The sequence below is a fragment of the Caballeronia sp. dw_19 genome (assembly GCF_018449515.1).
Taxonomy (GTDB): domain Bacteria; phylum Pseudomonadota; class Gammaproteobacteria; order Burkholderiales; family Burkholderiaceae; genus Caballeronia.
Genome location: NZ_JAAVUQ010000002.1, coordinates 347,303 through 362,498 on the forward strand (window position 1 = coordinate 347,303; position 15,196 = coordinate 362,498).

The window sequence follows — 15,196 nt, forward strand, 5'->3', positions numbered from 1 at the left end:
ATGCATCTGCTACGCACGACGCCCGGCGGTTTTGTCGACGACGCAGCCGGCGTCATGCGTATCGACCAGACGCCTGCGCCGATCGTTGTGCTCAGCTCTGCCGATACCACGCTCTCGCTTCTCGCGAGCGTCGTGCCGCATCTGGAAGCGGACTTTCCGGCGCTGCGGCTGGCAAATCAGGCGTTCTTGCGGCAACCGGCATCGGTAGATTTTTACGTCGACGACGTGCTGAGACATGCACGGGTGATCGTTATCGATCACCTTGGCGGCGAAGCATACTGGCCTTACGGAATCGAGAGCATTACCGCGCTTGCGCGCCGCAACGGCCAGATGCTCGTGATGTTTTCCGGCGATCTGCAGGAAGATCCGAACCTCGTTGCGAAGAGTACGGCCGAGCCCGAATTGTGCGATCAACTCTGGCGGTATCTGCGTGAGGGCGGTGCGAAAAATGCTGAAGAGTTTCTTCGTTGCATCGCGTTTCGGGCGTTGGGGTATGGGCGTGAAGCGCATGCGCCGAGCCCGTTGCCGACAGTGGCAATCTATCATCCGGCGCGGCAGATCGCGACCATTGACGACTGGAAAAAACGTTGGATTCAAGGTGCGCCCGTGGTCGCCGTGCTGTTCTATCGGGCCCATCTGCAGTCCGGTAATACGGACGTGTTCGATGCGTTGATCGAGGCCCTGGAAGCTCACGGCCTTAACCCGCTGCCGATCGCGATGGCGTCGCTAAAAGACCCGTTGAGCCGCGAAGTCGTGCAGCAGCTTTGCGCGGATCACGGGGCGTCGCTGGTGCTGAACACGACCTCGTTCGCAGCCGGCGTCATAGACGACCCTGTGCCTTTCGAACTCGCGGGCGACGCGCCGGTACTGCAAGTTATCCTCAGCGGCGGCAATCGTGAAGACTGGCTGAAAGACAACCACGGGCTGAATTCGCGTGATGTCGCCATGCATGTCGCCCTGCCGGAAGTCGACGGCCGCATCATCACGCGCGCGATCAGCTTCAAGGGACTCGCGTATCGATGCAAGATCACCCAAGTCGATGTCGTGCGATATCAGCCCGACCTTGAGCGAGTGCGTTTCGTGGCTGAGTTGAGCAAACGTTGGTGTCGCTTGCGGCAACTCGCGAACGCCGACAAACGCATCGCACTCGTGCTCGCAAATTACCCGCTGAGTGAAGGCCGCATCGGCAATGGCGTGGGTCTTGATACACCCGCATCTGTCGTCAATATCCTTTCGATGCTCGCTAACGAAGGGTATCGCGTGGATGACATTCCCGCCGATGGTGACGCGCTGATGCACGCGCTGACCTCGGGCGTGACGAATGATCCCGTGGTTCGCGACTTGCGTCCCGCGTTGCAAAGCCTCGCGCTTGACGACTACCTCGACGCTTTCAACAAGCTGCCGGACAACGTCCAGCAGGAGTTGAATACGCGCTGGGGTCCGCCCGAAAGCGACCCCACGATCCGTCGCGGCCGCTTCATGATCGCGGGCTGGCGCTGCGGGCATGTGTTCATCGGCATCCAGCCGGCGCGCTCGCGTGAGCGTGGCGACTACGCGAGTTATCACGACGCGGAACTCGTGCCGCCGCACGCGTATCTCGCTTTCTACTTCTGGCTGCGGCTGCGATTCAACGTGGATGCGATCGTTCACGTCGGCAAGCACGGCAACCTTGAATGGCTGCCGGGCAAGAGCGTTGCATTGAGCGCGTCGTGCTGGCCTGACCTGACGCTGGGCGCCATGCCGCATCTATATCCTTTTATTGTCAACGATCCGGGCGAGGGCAGCCAGGCGAAGCGGCGGGCGCAGGCGGTCATCATTGACCACTTGATGCCGCCGCTCACGCGCGCTGAAAACTACGGTCCTCTGCAGGATCTGGAGCGTCAGGTCGACGAATATTATGAAGCGCTGATGGTCGACCCGCGCCGCGCGAAACTCCTGCGCAAGACGATTCTGGCGAGCATTGTCGAACATCGGCTGCATGAGGAACTCGGACTCGATAAACCTCGCGATTCCAATACTGAGGATGCGTTACTGACCCGTGCCGACGCATATTTATGCGAGCTCAAGGAGGCTCAGATCCGCGATGGCCTGCATGTGTTCGGTGCGTCGCCGCAAGGCGTGCAACGCCGCGATACCCTGCTTGCCCTCGGCCGTTATCCAACCGGCGACGCGCAAGGCGCGAACGCAAGCGTGCTCACTGCACTGGCTCGCGACTTGAATCTGGGCGACACGTTCGATCCCCTCGATGCCGACTGGAGCGCGCCGTGGACAGGTCCTCGTCCCGCTGAACTCGAAACGGTGATCGATGCACCGTGGCGCCATCATGGCGACACCCGCGAGCGTCTCGAACTGCTCGCAACGTCGTTGCTCGACCGGCCATCCGATGCGGCGGGGCCGAACACTTCGCAGGTACTCAAACGCCTGAACGGCGACCTGCTCGCGCGGCTCGACGCTTGCGGCCCGCAAGAGTTAAAGCAGCTTCAACGCGGTCTCGACGGGCGTTTTGTGCCGCCGGGCCCGAGCGGATCGCCATCGCGTGGAAGGCCGGACGTATTGCCGACTGGCCGCAATTTCTACTCCGTCGATACCCGCGCCGTGCCAACGCGCGCTGCGTGGACGCTCGGCCTGAAGTCAGCCAACCTGCTGATCGAACGCCACCTTCAGGAGCACGGCGACTATCCGCGCGCGATCGGCTTGTCTGTATGGGGCACGGCCACCATGCGCACCGGAGGTGACGATATCGCCCAAGCCATGGCGCTGATCGGCGTGCGACCGAAGTGGGCGGCGGGCAGCAATCGCGTGACTGATTTCGAAGTCCTGCCTATCACCATTTTCAATCGCCCGCGCATTGACGTGACGCTGCGTGTGTCGGGATTTTTCCGCGATGCGTTCGCCAACCTGATGCATCTCTTCGACGCCGCTGTGCAAGCCGTGGCCGAACTCAACGATGAAGCCGAAGACATCAATCCGATCCGTGCGCGCATCATGCGTGAACGCGACGAACACATGGCGCGCGGGCTGGATGAAAAGGAAGCGCGCTTGCGCGCGGGTTGGCGCGTATTCAGCACGAAGCCGGGCGCATACGGCGCGGGTTTGCAGGAAATGATCGACGCCAAGCAATGGCAAAACGACGCTGACCTTGCGCGCGGTTTCCAAAGTTCAGGCGGTTATGCGTATTCGCAAAAGGGCGATGGCGTTGAGGCCCGCGACACCTTTGGCGCGCGCTTGTCGACCATCGACGTGGTGGTGCAGAACCAGGACAACCGCGAACACGACCTGCTGGATTCGAACGACTATCACCAGTTCCAGGGCGGCATGGTGGCGGCCGTGCGGCATCTTTCGGGTACCCAGCCGCAAGCGTATAACCCCGATCACAGTAATCCGGCCGCGCCCCGCATCCGCACGTTGCAGGAAGAAATCTCACGCGTGATCCGCTCGCGCGTAGTCAATCCGAAATGGATCGACGGCGTGAAGCGGCATGGTTACAAGGGTGCCTCGGAACTCGCGGCAACAGTAGATTATCTGTTTGGTTACGATGCCACCGCGCGGGTCGTATCGGATCATCAGTACGCGCTTGTTGCCGATGCCTACGTCAACGACGCTGACACGCGCGAGTTCATGCAGCAGCATAATCCGCACGCGCTGCACTCGATCTGCGAGCGTTTGACCGAAGCGATGCAGCGCGGCTTATGGCAAAGTCCAGGCGCGTATCAGGACCAGATCGAACGCCATCTGCTGGACGCCGAACAGCAACTCGAAGGGCAACGAACGTGAACGAATTCATCTTCCCGTTTGCCGCATTGGTCGTACAAGAACCCTTGCAGCAAGCACTTTTACTCGCCGCGGTCGATCCGGCACTGGGCGGCGTGCTGGTCAGCGGTCCGCGTGGGACCGCGAAATCGACGACTGCGCGCGCGCTTGCCGAACTGCTGCCCGAAGGGCAGTTCGTGACTTTGCCGCTGGGGGCAAGCGAAGAACAGTTGATCGGTTCGCTGGATATCGAAGCTGTCTTGCGCGACGGCGGCGTGCGCTTTTCGCCGGGTTTGCTCGCGAGGGCGCATAAGGGCGTGTTGTACGTCGATGAAGTGAATCTGCTGCCCAATCAACTCGTGGACCCGTTACTCGACGTAGCCGCGAGTGGGGTGAACGTGATCGAACGCGACGGCATTTCGCATCGGCATGAAGCGCGGTTTGTGTTGGTCGGAACCATGAATCCGGAGGAGGGCGAACTCAGGCCGCAATTGCTGGATCGCTTCGGCTTGGCGGTGGAATTGCAGAATTGTTTCGATGCTGAAAAACGCCGTGAGATCGTCAAGGCGCGTCTCGCATTCGATACGAATCCGGAAGCTTTTCGCTCGCAGTTTGCGGGGCAGCAAGCCGCCTTGGCCCTGAGGCTTCGCCAAGCCAGAGCGACGCTTCTGACGCTCGAATTCGACGACGCAGTTCACGCGCGCGTCAGCGAGTTATGTATCAATGCTCATGTGGACGGCTTGCGCGCCGATCTCGTCATGCTGCGCGCAGCGCGAGCGCTGGCAGCCTTTGAAGCAGCTTCAGCGGTGAACGTGGAACACGTTGAACGCGTGGCGGAGTCGGTGTTGCTGCATCGGCGCAAGGATGGCAGCGCGGCTAGCGATCATGGCTCTTCTGAGCCTAGCCCACAACAACGTCCCAAAGACACTGACGAAGCAAGCTTCGGCTACATGCCTCCCGAGCCCGTAGACATCACAGCAGTCAAGAACGTAAGGCCGCTTGCAGCAAAAAAATCCTGAGCCATCGAAGACCGGATGCACAGGCCGAACCCGGCCGCCTTCGATGGCTAGAACCTTCCTCGCCGGGTAGAACACGATCACGCGCAGGGGAAGCGAGCGCTCGCATCGACTGGTTGCAAACGCTGCTGGCGAAACGCAATCATCCTTTGGATAAAACGCACCTGAGGTTTCATCGCGAGCAAGGCGACAGCACCGCGCTGCATTGCTTCGTGCTTGATTGCTCCGGCTCCATGCTTAGCGGCAAGCGGCTTGCGCTGGCTAAAGGACTGGTCGTGGCGTTGTTCGACCGGGCGTACCGCGAGCGTGCAGAGGTGGCGCTGGTCTGCTTCGGCGGTGCGACGGCGCAAGTGCGTCGCGAACCCGGGGCGGCACATTGGTGGAACGATCGCTGGCTTGCGCCGATAGGTGGCGGCGGAGGAACGCCGCTCGCGCTGGGCGTGCGCACTGGCGCCAATGTACTTCTGAAGGCTGCACGTCGCCGCCCTTCGCAGCGGCGTTTCCTGTGGCTGCTGACCGACGGCCGCAGTCCGGAAACGCCATCGCGTCCCGATGCAGCGGATCAGATTGTCATCGTCGATTTCGAGAGTGAGGCGGTGCGTTTAGGGCGTTGCATGACGCTCGCCGAGTCGTGGCAAGCCGAGTACCGTACGGCCGCTTCCATGACTTCCGGCTAGTTCATTCGTACCAGCGTGGCGTGTATACCCAGTCTCCATCGCCGTTGGTCCGGGGAAAACTGCGGGTGGTGGTCGAGCCAACAATCACCATCGTGCGCATATCGACCTGGCTGGAATGAAGTTTATCCAGCGTCGTGGTAGTCAGTGTTTCACCCGGCCTGCCGATGTTTCGACCCAGCACGATCAGGGTCGCGCCACTCCGATGCTCACGCACGATATCCAGCGCACGATCGAGTTGCCACGGCCGTGCGCGCGAGACGGGGTTATAAAACGCCATGACAAGATCAGCTTGAGCGGCGTGCCGCAAGCGTGTTTCTATCACGGTCCACGGCTTGAGGTTGTCGGAAAGCGACAGCATGCAGAAGTCGTGGCCGAGCGGCGCACCGGCCCGGGCAGCCGTAGCGAGCGCGGCGGATACACCCGGTACGATCTGCAATTCCACCGCGTTCCACTGCTCGTTATCCCGGGCCTCATCGAGCGCTTCGAGCACGGCGGCGGCCATTGCAAAGACCCCGGGGTCTCCCGACGATACAACCACTACATTACGTCCGGTACTCGCCAGTTCGAACGCGTGACGCGCGCGCTGCATCTCTTCGCGGTTGTCGGTGCAATGAAGCACCTGATGCGGCGCGAACGGACCGGCCATGCGCACATAGGTCTCGTAACCGAGCACATCGTCTGCTTGCGACAAAGCCTGTTTTGCCGCGGGCACCATCAGATTCGCGCTGCCGGGGCCGAGTCCAATCACGGTCAGTGTGCCGCGTGCTTGCCCGAGCGTTGAGGGATCGACCGGTTGTGGCGCGAGGGCAATCACGATGCCATCGCCACGGGACTCAAGCGTTTCGAAGCCTGCTGGAAGGGTTCCGAAGCGCAGCGGCAAGTCCAGCGTCCGTGCGGCTTCTGCAAGCGGTGCAGAAGCCATCATGCTCGAAGGCGCGAGCACTGCCGCCAGCGACATCGGTGAAAGGCGATGTCCACGCAACATGAGACGCACACCTTCGACGATCGAGTCTTCCGACGACAACGCCGTCACGTACACAACCGCGCAGCGCGGATGAATCATCAAGTCGCCCGCAACCTCGCTGGTATGCGGCGTGATGCGGATCGCCAGGCCTGCGTCGGCAGCGCGTGGCAAGTCTGCTGCGTCGAGCCACGGCGCATGACCTTCAACGCGCGTCGTGGCGCCCGCAAGCAGGTCCGACACAAAACGTTTCCCATGCTCGATATCGCCAAGCACATAACCCGCTGGCGGGTTCAGCAGGCAGGTGCCGAAACGTAGCTCGCCGCTGGTCGTGATCGCTGGTGCAACGTCCAGCGCCGCCGCGATTTCGCGGGCCATCACGTTCACCCCACCCAGTCCACCAAGCAAAGGCACGACTGCACTTCCGTCCTCAGCCACGGCCAGCACGGGCGGTTCATGGGTTTTGTCGGCGAGTGCGGATGCGAGGCATCGAATCACGATACCCGCCGCGCATAACGCGACAATCGGCGTGTTGCGGCCATAGAGTTCGCGCAGATGCGAACCAAGCTCAGTGAACGCGACATCGCCCTGCACGCGGCTCGCGAGACCATGAACGAGCGAACCCGGATACTGGGCCTGAATGCGGCGCGCGGTATCGATTGCCCCCGTCCCCAGCACCACGATTGCCACAGGAACCTGATCATTCAACGCGGTCACGCCTGCCATTTTTCCCCCGGCACGACGAGCAGCGAGAAGTAGGGTGACGCCATGGGATCGACTTCTTCCAACGGCACGATGCGCTGGTTCGCCATGGTCGCGCGCTCGACATACAACGCGCGTTTGTCCAGGCCCAGTTCGGTCAGCACGCGGCGCACTTTATCGAAGTTGCGACCGAGTTTCATGATCACGGCGGCATCGGCGGTGGCGAGGCGTTCCCTGAGATCTGCTTCCGGCAGCACGCCCGATAACACCGACAAACTCTGGTTCCGGTACACGAGCGGCACCCCAAGTACGGCCACGCCGCCCAGCATGGAACATACACCCGGCACTACGTGCGCTTCGAAGCGTTCGGCCAGCCGGTCATGCAGATACATGTACGAGCCGTAGAAGAACGGATCGCCTTCGCAGATCACGGCCACATCGCGGCCCGCTTCCAGATGATCCGCGATGCGGATGGCGGATTCATCGTAGAAGTCGCCGATGATCGTTTCATAGCAAAGCGGCGGCTCCAGCGCTTCGGTCGTGACCGGATACACCAGCGGCAAACGCGTTTGCGTCTCGTTGAGATGCCCTTCAATGATCCCGAACGCATTGCCTTTCTTGCCCTTCGCCACGAAGTAAGCGACCACCTGTGCGGAAGTCAGCAAACGCAGCGCCTTTACTGTTATCAGCTCGGGGTCGCCAGGACCGACACCGAGGCCATAGAGGCGTCCGCTCATCTATTCAGTCTCCGTTGCCAGTGCGTTCACGGCGGCCGCCGCCATCGCGCTGCCGCCACGCCGGCCGCGTAACGCGACGAAGGGCACGCCGCGGCTATCGGCGGCAAGCAGCGCCTTCGATTCCGCCGCGCCGATGAAACCCACCGGAAAGCCCAGGATCAGCGCAGGTTTGGACGCGCCCGCGTCGAGCATGTCGAGCAGATGGAAGAGCGCGGTGGGCGCATTGCCGATCACCACCACGCTGCCTTCAAGATTCGGCCGCCACAATTCGAGCGCGGCGGCCGAGCGCGTGTTGCCAAGCGCGTGAGCGCGTTCAGGCACGGATGGATCGTTGAGCGTGCAGATCACGCGGTTGTTCGCCGGCAATCGCGCACGCGTGATGCCTTCGGCGACCATGCGTGCATCGCAGAGAATGGGGGCGCCTTGACCCAGCGCTGAGCGGCCTGCCGTGCCCGCGCCGGGTGAGAACACGAGGTCATCTATCACATCCGTCATGCCGCATGCATGGATCACGCGCACGGCAAGTTTCTCGAGATCGGCTGGAATGGCCGAGAGGTTGGCCTCGGCGCGGATAGTCGCAAACGACGCGCGATAGATCGCCTGGCCGTCGCGAATGTAGTCAAGCATCAGAGGGGCTCCGGGCTAGCCAGCGGGCTGCCTGTTCTATGGTGAGATGGCGGGCGAGGGGTTCAGGCGCCTCGCCGTAAAGATCGTAGCGACCGGGAGCGACAGCAATCAAGGTGGTTTCTACACGGTGTGCCGCCGCGCATGAACGCGCGCAGCCGCTAAGGTGGACGTTGCCTGCTGGCGGCATGGACCGCGCGAGAAGGTGCGCGTCGGCTTTGGTATCGGCGAAACTTTTCGCGCAGCCTTGCGAACCTGTACACGCAATCAGGCGCGCGAGTGGTTCGTCGGGGTCTGTCGCGAGGCCGAGTGCAGCGAGTTGTTCAACCACCGCTTGGGCCTCGGCAGACGGAACATCGAGCAGCATGGCGCTTTGCCACGGCGTCATGCGTAATCGTGGCGCGAGATCGGCAAGTGCGAACAGCGTCGCGGCATCCAGGCGCCCGAGCGGGACTTGCGCACCAACGCACACGCTGTCGCCCGTCCCTTGACGATGCATGCCGAAACGCAGCCTTGCATCGGATGTGGGACGGCGCCAGTGTTCAACGTCACGATCCGAAGGGAAACCAAGCTTCTCCTGAACGCGGCCAAGAATGTCTTCAATGGAACACGTCGTCAGCAGATCGCGCATCCTGGTCTGCGAGGGCTGCGCGAGATCGAGGAAGGTATGCAACAGCGCATCGACCAACGCGGGGACGTGCCCGGTTTTCACTGCAGCCAACGCAGGCGTATCGTTTTCAAACCGTGGTGGACAGCCCGCGAGCCCGAACACAAACCGTTCCGCCGATAGCGCTGAAAGCCAGACATCATGAGGATGATCGAGCATCGCAAGGCGCTCGCCGCCATCCACCATCAACGCAAATTTCGGCGATAGCTCATGCAACCGCGCGTCGCGCTGCATCTGCCCGATTAACGTGGAAACGAGCGGTGCGGCATCGAGCAAGGCGTGCGGATCGAGGCCCGCCAGCGGACTGGACATGACGTTACGCAGGTCGTCGGAACCCGGCGTGAGAGGGCCGAGTCCCGCATCGATGAGCCGCGAGACGAGCGCTTCCTGCGAGTCTTCCCTTACGCCGCGGATCTGGAGATTCGCGCGATTGGTCACGTCGATGAAACCCGAGCCGAACGTCCGCGACGCGTGCGCCACCACCCGCGCCTGCGCCGCACTCAGTTCGCCCCATGCGAGGCGAATGCGGCACAGGCCGCCGTCACGCGCAGGCACAATCCGCATCAGCCCCGGGCAAGCCGACGGCCGCGATGCTTGCGGTAATAGGTGCATAGTAGTGAGTGGTTCGTTCAAAGCGTGACCCGTTCGGTCTCGCGCGGCGCCTCGAGCATGCCGGACCCTTTGAGAGCATGGCACGTTCGCGGCATCGGTACACCCCGCCCGATGCTGGCTTGCACGAAGAATTCCGGTCGGCAGGTCTCTTGGCTTGCAGGTCGCCGTCCGTACCGGCCTTCCCAGTCGAAACCAGTGGCAGTGGAGCGCGGACTCGCTGCGTACAATTGCGGGGGCAGCCACAGTTCTGCTGTGTTCCCTGTTAGGCCCGTAAGGGCACCGACTAACCGCGGTATTATGCCCGTTTTTGCGGCGGTTAAAGCGCATTGGCGGCAGGCCGGCGGTGCTTTCGCCGGATTGTCTCGACCACGTTGCAGACGCGGCGTAATCAGTGAATGAATCAAGCAGTGAATGAATCAAGCGAGGATCGGCGGATGTCACCGTGGTTGACCGTGGTGGGGATCGGGGAGGATGGCTGGCGCGGCCTGAGCCGGCACGCGCGCCAGGCGCTGCTTGCCGCCGATACGATTTTCGGCGGCGCGCGTCATCTCGCGTTGTTGCCCGCCCGGATTGGCGGCGAACGTCGCGTATGGCCTACGCCGTTCACGATTGCGCCGGTACTCGAACATCGTCACGAACGTGGACGGGTGTGCGTGCTTGCGAGCGGCGACCCGATGATGTTCGGCGTCGGCACGACGTTCGCCCGCGAACTGGCTGCGGATGAATTCAGCGTAGTGCCCGCGCCATCTTCGTTGTCGCTGGCCGCCGCGCGTTTGCACTGGGCGCTCCAGGACGTCGCGGTGGTGTCGCTGGTTGGGCGGCCGGTCGCGGCGCTCGAAACGCAGCTTCATCCCGGCGCGCGCCTGATTGTTCTAAGCGCTGACGCTGCGAGTCCCGCCGCGGTCGCTGGGTTGCTGACAAAGCGCGGCTTCGGCGCAAGCCGCCTGAGCGTGTTCGAGCATCTCGGCGGCGATGAGGAGCGCCGTATCGATCGCGTGGCCAGCGCGTGGACGGCAAGTGACGTGGCTGCGCTCAATCTGGTGGCGATCGACTGCATTGCAGAGAGCCATGCGCTGCGCTTGCCGCTGACGCCCGGTCTCCCCGACGATGCATACCGGCACGACGGCCAGCTCACGAAACGCGATGTCCGCGCGATCACGCTGTCGCGGCTTGCGCCCGAGCCGGGCGAACTGCTGTGGGACGTGGGCGCGGGATGCGGGTCGATTGGTATCGAATGGATGCGCACGCACCCGAGTTGCCGTGCCATCGCGATCGAAGCGAATGGTCAGCGTCAACGCCTGATCGAACACAATCGCGACGCGCTCGGCGTGCCCGGACTGCAACTGGTCGAGGGCGAAGCGCCGGGCGCGTTGGCCGGACTTCCCGAGCCCGATGCTATTTTTATCGGCGGCGGAGTGACCACGCCGGACATGCTTGAGACGTGCTGGTCTCATCTGAAGAAAGGCGGCAGGATGATCGTCAACGCCGTCACGATCCAGAGCGAGGCGACGCTGATCGCGTGGCGCGCGCTTCATGGCGGGGAGATGACGCGTATCGGCGTTGCCCATGCACAGCCGTTAGGCGCCTTCGATACCTGGCGTCAGGCATTGCCCATTACGCTGCTGCACGCGGTTAAACCATGACGTTCATGCTCATCCGATACCACCATGCGTGACGAAACGCCCGAACAGCCCGCGCCGCTACGCACTGGACTGACCACGGGCAGTTGCGCGACCGCGACGTCGCTTGCGGCGGCGCGATTGCTGCTTGCGGGTCACGTCAGTGAGCACGCGGACATTACGTTGCCGAAGGGGCAACAGGTCGTGATGCCGCTCGTGTTCTGCCGTCTTGCTGGAGACAATTGCGCGGAAGCAGGTACCGTGAAAGACGCCGGCGATGATCCCGACGTCACCCACGGCGCGATCGTTTTTGCACGCGTTCGCTTGCTTGGAGAACCGGGCGTGCGGTTTCTCGCGGGACCGGGCGTGGGCACCATCACGCGAGCCGGACTGGCACTTCCCATAGGCGAGCCCGCCATCAATCCCGTGCCGCGCAAGATGATGACGGATCACCTTTCGGCACTCGCAACCGAGCACGGGTACGGCGGTGGCTTCGAAGTCAGCATCGGCGTGGAAAACGGTGCCGAACTCGCACTCAAGACGATGAATCCGCGCTTGGGGATTGTCGGCGGGTTATCGATTCTCGGCACGACCGGCATTGTCCGGCCGTTTTCCTGCTCGGCTTATATTGCTTCAATTCATCAAGGTATCGACGTTGCCCGCGCGAACGGGTACGTCCATATTGCGGCGTGCACGGGCAATCAGAGCGAGGACGCCATGCGTGTGCGTTACAGCTTGCCGGACATCGCGCTGATTGAAATGGGCGATTTCGTGGGCGCTGTGCTCAAGCATTTGCGACGTGCGCCGGTCGAGAAGTTGAGCCTGTGCGGCGGCTTCGGCAAGATCAGCAAGCTGGCTGCGGGACATATGGATCTGCATAGCAGGAACTCGAGCATCGATCTGCCGCAACTCGCCGGCTGGGCTGCGAATGCGGGTGCAAGCGACCCGTTGCAACAGTCCATGCGCGCGGCCAACACGAGCCAGGAAGCGCTGGTGCTCGCGCACGAACACGGGGTGCCGCTCGGCAACATTGTCTGCGAACACGCGCGGCAATTTGCGTTGAGCGTGGTGCCTGAAGGGATCGCCGTGGAATGTTTTGCGATCGACCGCCAGGGACGCATCGTGGGGGCGGCGCCATGAAACGGGTCTTGCTATTGGGCGGCACCGGCGACGCATTGACAATCGCGCGCCGTCTCGGCCCTACTCATGTCTACAGCCTCGCGGGGTTGGGCCGCACACCGGGCGATCTGGTCTGCGGCGTGCGCGTGGGCGGTTTTGGAGGCGTAGAAGGATTAAAGGAATTCATTGACGCAGAATCCATCGGCTTGGTAATCGATGCCACGCATCCTTACGCCGCGCAAATGAGCCGTCACGCGAGCGTGGCCAGTGCGCAGAAGTCCGTTGAATGCTGGGCGCTTCGCCGTGCACCGTGGCAACCGCAAACCGGAGACGATTGGCGGGAGGCAGCAGATTTCCCGGATATAGTCCACGCCCTCGCGCCTTTTAAATATCCGCTCTGGACGCTCGGCCGCGAACCGCTTGCGCATCTTGATGAGATTCCCCCTTCGCAACACTGGACCATTCGCTGTCTTGACCCACACCCCGGCAACGCGCGCGCGACAATCATCGGCGCGCGTGGACCGTTTTCGCTCGATGGCGAACGCGCGCTCTTCGACGCACAGCAAACCGATGTTCTGGTCAGCAAGAACAGCGGCGGTGCGGCCACCGAAGCGAAACTGGCGGTAGCACGGGAACGAGGCTTGCGCGTGGTCATGCTGCAGCGGCCGATCCTACCGCCGGTCGAACGCGAGTTCTCCGATACAAGCTCGCTTCTGGACACGCTCGCTGCATGGCTCCATCCGTATCCACTTTTCGATAAAACCCCTTAAATGACGGTCTATTTCATTGGCGCCGGACCCGGAGATCCCGAACTCATCACGGTGAAGGGGCAACGCCTCATTCGCACGTGCCCGGTCATCTTGTATGCCGGATCGCTCGTGCCGGAAGCCGTGTTGAGCGGGCATGGCGCACAAAGCGTGGTGAATACGGCGGATCTTCACCTCGACGAAATCGTCGCGTTGCTCGAAGCCGCGCACGCTAAAGGGCAAGACGTCGCGCGCGTGCATTCCGGCGATCCGTCGCTATACGGCGCAATAGGCGAGCAGATACGGCGTTTGAATATGCTTTCTATTCCTTATGAAATCGTGCCCGGCGTCACGGCTGCTGCGGCATCTGCTGCGTCGCTGGGCTGCGAATTCACGTTGCCCGGCATCTCGCAGACGGTGATCCTCACGCGTTTCGCCACGAAGACATCGATGCCCGAAGGCGAGCAACTTGCCGATCTCGCACGTCATCGCGCGACCATGGCTATTCACCTTGGCGTGCGTCATATTGAACGGATAGTAGTTGATCTGATTCCGCATTACGGCGCGCAGTGCCCTGTCGCTGTGATCTTTCGTGCAAGCTGGCCCGACGAAGAGAAGGTACTCGGTACGCTCGCCGATATCGCGGGAAAAGTGCTTGAAAAAGGTATCGAAAGGACAGCGCTGATCGTGGTCGGGTATGTGCTGAATGCGGAAGGTTTTACGGATTCGTCTCTGTATCGCAAGCCATCCTGAGCCACGTGCCATGCGCGATCTCGACATCGTTTTCGACGCCTTGTCGCATTCGAATTTTCGAATGCGTTTCCGGCTTGGTGCGCGTGAGCAAGCGTATTTGCGCGAGCACGGCATGACGGAAGTGATCGGCCACGCGCGTGAATTGATCACCCGGCGGCTTGCATCCGAACAACCGCCGAACGACGGCAAGCAGACGCCGTTTCGTGGCCACCCGGTGTTTATCGCGCAGCACGCCACGGCGACGTGCTGCCGGAGTTGCCTCGCCAAATGGCATGGCATAGAAGCGGGGAAACGACTGGACGATGACGAACGGGATCATGTCGTGCAGGCAATCGAACGTTGGCTGAAGGCGCAAAAAGTGACGGGCGCCGATAAACCGCCACGTCAGCCCGACTTGCCGTTCTGATAAGGAACCGAAGACCCCGCCGCACGGTTTTGAGCCGCGCGGCGGGGTCGACTTATCGCGTCATCATTCCAAAGCGCGTTTCTTCTTCGCCCGTCGCGACAGCATGTTCAGCGCCTCGACCAACGCCGAGAAAGCCATCGCTGCATAAATATAGCCCTTGGGAACGTGCGAGCCGAACCCTTCGGCGACCAGCGTCATTCCGATCACAAGCAAAAAGCCGAGCGCGAGCATCACGACAGTCGGGTTCCTTTCGATGAAACGCGACAGCGGTCCCGCTGCGAACATCATCACTGAAACGGCCCCGACCACCGCCACGAACATGATGGGAATGTGCTCCGTCATGCCGACCGCGGTCACGATGCTGTCGATGGAAAACACGAGATCCAGCACCAATATCTGGCCGATCGCCGACCACGGCGTGAGCGTGGAGGTCTTCACGGCGCCGCCATCATTGCCACCTTCACCCGCGACGTGATGATGGATCTCGGTGGTCGCCTTCCATACGAGGAACGCACCGCCGGCAATGAGGATCAGGTCGCGCCAGGAGAAGTCATGTCCGAACGCGGTGAAGATCGGGGCGGTCAGGCGCACGATCAGCGCGACCGTGCCGAGCAGGCCAAGCCGCATGATCAGCGCTAGCCCAATGCCGAGCCGCTGCGCACGCGCACGATGCGCCTCGGGCAGTTTGTTCGTAAGAATGGAGATGAAGATCAGGTTGTCGATGCCGAGCACGACTTCCATGACAAGCAGCGTCGCCAGTGCGGCCCACGCGCCTGGGTCGCTTGCCAATGCAACTAAATAGTCCAT

13 protein-coding genes and 1 riboswitch are annotated in these 15,196 nt (G+C 62.1%); of the genes, 8 read left to right on the forward strand and 5 right to left on the reverse strand.

Annotation, left to right across the window (positions count from 1 at the left end; translation table 11 throughout):
- The 3 genes from cobN (at position 1) to HB376_RS04440 (ending at position 5,443) form a co-directional block, all read left to right on the forward strand.
- The gene (gene cobN, locus HB376_RS04430) at positions 1-3,774 is read left to right on the forward strand and encodes a cobaltochelatase subunit CobN (RefSeq protein ID WP_213762197.1); all 3,774 of its coding nucleotides are present in this window, start codon (positions 1-3) and stop codon (positions 3,772-3,774) included.
- A complete protein-coding gene (locus HB376_RS04435) occupies positions 3,771-4,769 on the forward strand; it encodes an AAA family ATPase (protein WP_346730435.1) in 999 nt (332 codons plus the stop codon). The genes cobN and HB376_RS04435 overlap by 4 nt, the downstream gene beginning before the upstream one ends.
- A 146-nt stretch (positions 4,770-4,915) precedes the next feature.
- Positions 4,916-5,443 (forward strand): VWA domain-containing protein, encoded by a 528-nt coding sequence (locus HB376_RS04440; RefSeq protein ID WP_346730436.1) that lies wholly within the window; start codon positions 4,916-4,918, stop codon positions 5,441-5,443.
- A 1-nt stretch (position 5,444) separates the two neighbouring features.
- Here the strand turns inward: HB376_RS04440 and cobJ are convergent, their stop codons facing one another.
- The 4 genes from cobJ to cobG are packed head-to-tail and all read right to left on the reverse strand — an operon-like array spanning position 5,445 to position 9,746.
- Positions 5,445-7,130 carry a precorrin-3B C(17)-methyltransferase gene (gene cobJ, locus HB376_RS04445; RefSeq protein ID WP_213762199.1) on the reverse strand — a complete coding sequence of 562 codons (1,686 nt, stop codon included), beginning with the start codon at positions 7,128-7,130 and terminating at the stop codon, positions 5,445-5,447.
- Positions 7,118-7,843, reverse strand: coding sequence for a precorrin-2 C(20)-methyltransferase (locus HB376_RS04450; protein WP_213762200.1), 726 nt, complete (start codon positions 7,841-7,843; stop codon positions 7,118-7,120). The genes cobJ and HB376_RS04450 overlap by 13 nt, the downstream gene beginning before the upstream one ends.
- On the reverse strand, positions 7,844-8,470 hold the full coding sequence (locus HB376_RS04455) for a precorrin-8X methylmutase (protein ID WP_213762201.1): 627 nt from the start codon (positions 8,468-8,470) through the stop codon (positions 7,844-7,846).
- Entirely contained in the window at positions 8,463-9,746 is a 1,284-nt protein-coding gene (cobG, locus tag HB376_RS04460; RefSeq protein WP_213762202.1) for a precorrin-3B synthase, read from the reverse strand. The genes HB376_RS04455 and cobG overlap by 8 nt, the downstream gene beginning before the upstream one ends.
- Before the next feature lie 121 nt (positions 9,747-9,867).
- Positions 9,868-10,045, reverse strand: a riboswitch (cobalamin riboswitch).
- 135 nt (positions 10,046-10,180) lie between these two features.
- Between cobG and cbiE the strand changes: the two genes are divergently transcribed.
- Genes cbiE through HB376_RS04485 form a run of 5 tightly spaced genes read left to right on the forward strand, consistent with a single transcriptional unit; the run spans position 10,181 to position 14,389 of the window.
- Complete coding sequence (gene cbiE, locus HB376_RS04465; protein WP_213762203.1) at positions 10,181-11,389, forward strand: precorrin-6y C5,15-methyltransferase (decarboxylating) subunit CbiE; 1,209 nt, start codon at positions 10,181-10,183, stop codon at positions 11,387-11,389.
- Between the two features lie 24 nt (positions 11,390-11,413).
- On the forward strand, positions 11,414-12,505 hold the full coding sequence (locus tag HB376_RS04470; protein WP_213762204.1) for a cobalt-precorrin-5B (C(1))-methyltransferase: 1,092 nt from the start codon (positions 11,414-11,416) through the stop codon (positions 12,503-12,505).
- The gene (locus HB376_RS04475; RefSeq protein WP_213762205.1) at positions 12,502-13,254 is read left to right on the forward strand and encodes a cobalt-precorrin-6A reductase; all 753 of its coding nucleotides are present in this window, start codon (positions 12,502-12,504) and stop codon (positions 13,252-13,254) included. Before HB376_RS04470 ends, HB376_RS04475 begins: the two co-directional genes overlap by 4 nt.
- Positions 13,255-13,983 carry a precorrin-4 C(11)-methyltransferase gene (gene cobM / locus HB376_RS04480; protein WP_213762206.1) on the forward strand — a complete coding sequence of 243 codons (729 nt, stop codon included), beginning with the start codon at positions 13,255-13,257 and terminating at the stop codon, positions 13,981-13,983.
- 10 nt (positions 13,984-13,993) lie between these two features.
- Positions 13,994-14,389 carry a DUF4186 domain-containing protein gene (locus HB376_RS04485; RefSeq protein ID WP_213762207.1) on the forward strand — a complete coding sequence of 132 codons (396 nt, stop codon included), beginning with the start codon at positions 13,994-13,996 and terminating at the stop codon, positions 14,387-14,389.
- Between the two features lie 63 nt (positions 14,390-14,452).
- Here HB376_RS04485 and HB376_RS04490 read toward each other — a convergent pair whose 3' ends face one another.
- Positions 14,453-15,196 carry a TerC family protein gene (locus HB376_RS04490; protein ID WP_213762208.1) on the reverse strand — a complete coding sequence of 248 codons (744 nt, stop codon included), beginning with the start codon at positions 15,194-15,196 and terminating at the stop codon, positions 14,453-14,455.

Coding starts and splice junctions, on each gene's coding strand:
- cobN (WP_213762197.1), top strand. CDS start 1: ATGCATCTGCTACGCACGACGCCCGGCGGTTTTGTCGACGACGCAGCC.
- cobJ (WP_213762199.1), bottom strand. CDS start 7,130: ATGGCAGGCGTGACCGCGTTGAATGATCAGGTTCCTGTGGCAATCGTG.
- HB376_RS04450 (WP_213762200.1), bottom strand. CDS start 7,843: ATGAGCGGACGCCTCTATGGCCTCGGTGTCGGTCCTGGCGACCCCGAG.
- HB376_RS04455 (WP_213762201.1), bottom strand. CDS start 8,470: ATGCTTGACTACATTCGCGACGGCCAGGCGATCTATCGCGCGTCGTTT.
- cobG (WP_213762202.1), bottom strand. CDS start 9,746: ATGCACCTATTACCGCAAGCATCGCGGCCGTCGGCTTGCCCGGGGCTG.
- cbiE (WP_213762203.1), top strand. CDS start 10,181: ATGTCACCGTGGTTGACCGTGGTGGGGATCGGGGAGGATGGCTGGCGC.
- HB376_RS04470 (WP_213762204.1), top strand. CDS start 11,414: ATGCGTGACGAAACGCCCGAACAGCCCGCGCCGCTACGCACTGGACTG.
- HB376_RS04475 (WP_213762205.1), top strand. CDS start 12,502: ATGAAACGGGTCTTGCTATTGGGCGGCACCGGCGACGCATTGACAATC.
- cobM (WP_213762206.1), top strand. CDS start 13,255: ATGACGGTCTATTTCATTGGCGCCGGACCCGGAGATCCCGAACTCATC.
- HB376_RS04485 (WP_213762207.1), top strand. CDS start 13,994: ATGCGCGATCTCGACATCGTTTTCGACGCCTTGTCGCATTCGAATTTT.
- HB376_RS04490 (WP_213762208.1), bottom strand. CDS start 15,196: ATGGACTATTTAGTTGCATTGGCAAGCGACCCAGGCGCGTGGGCCGCA.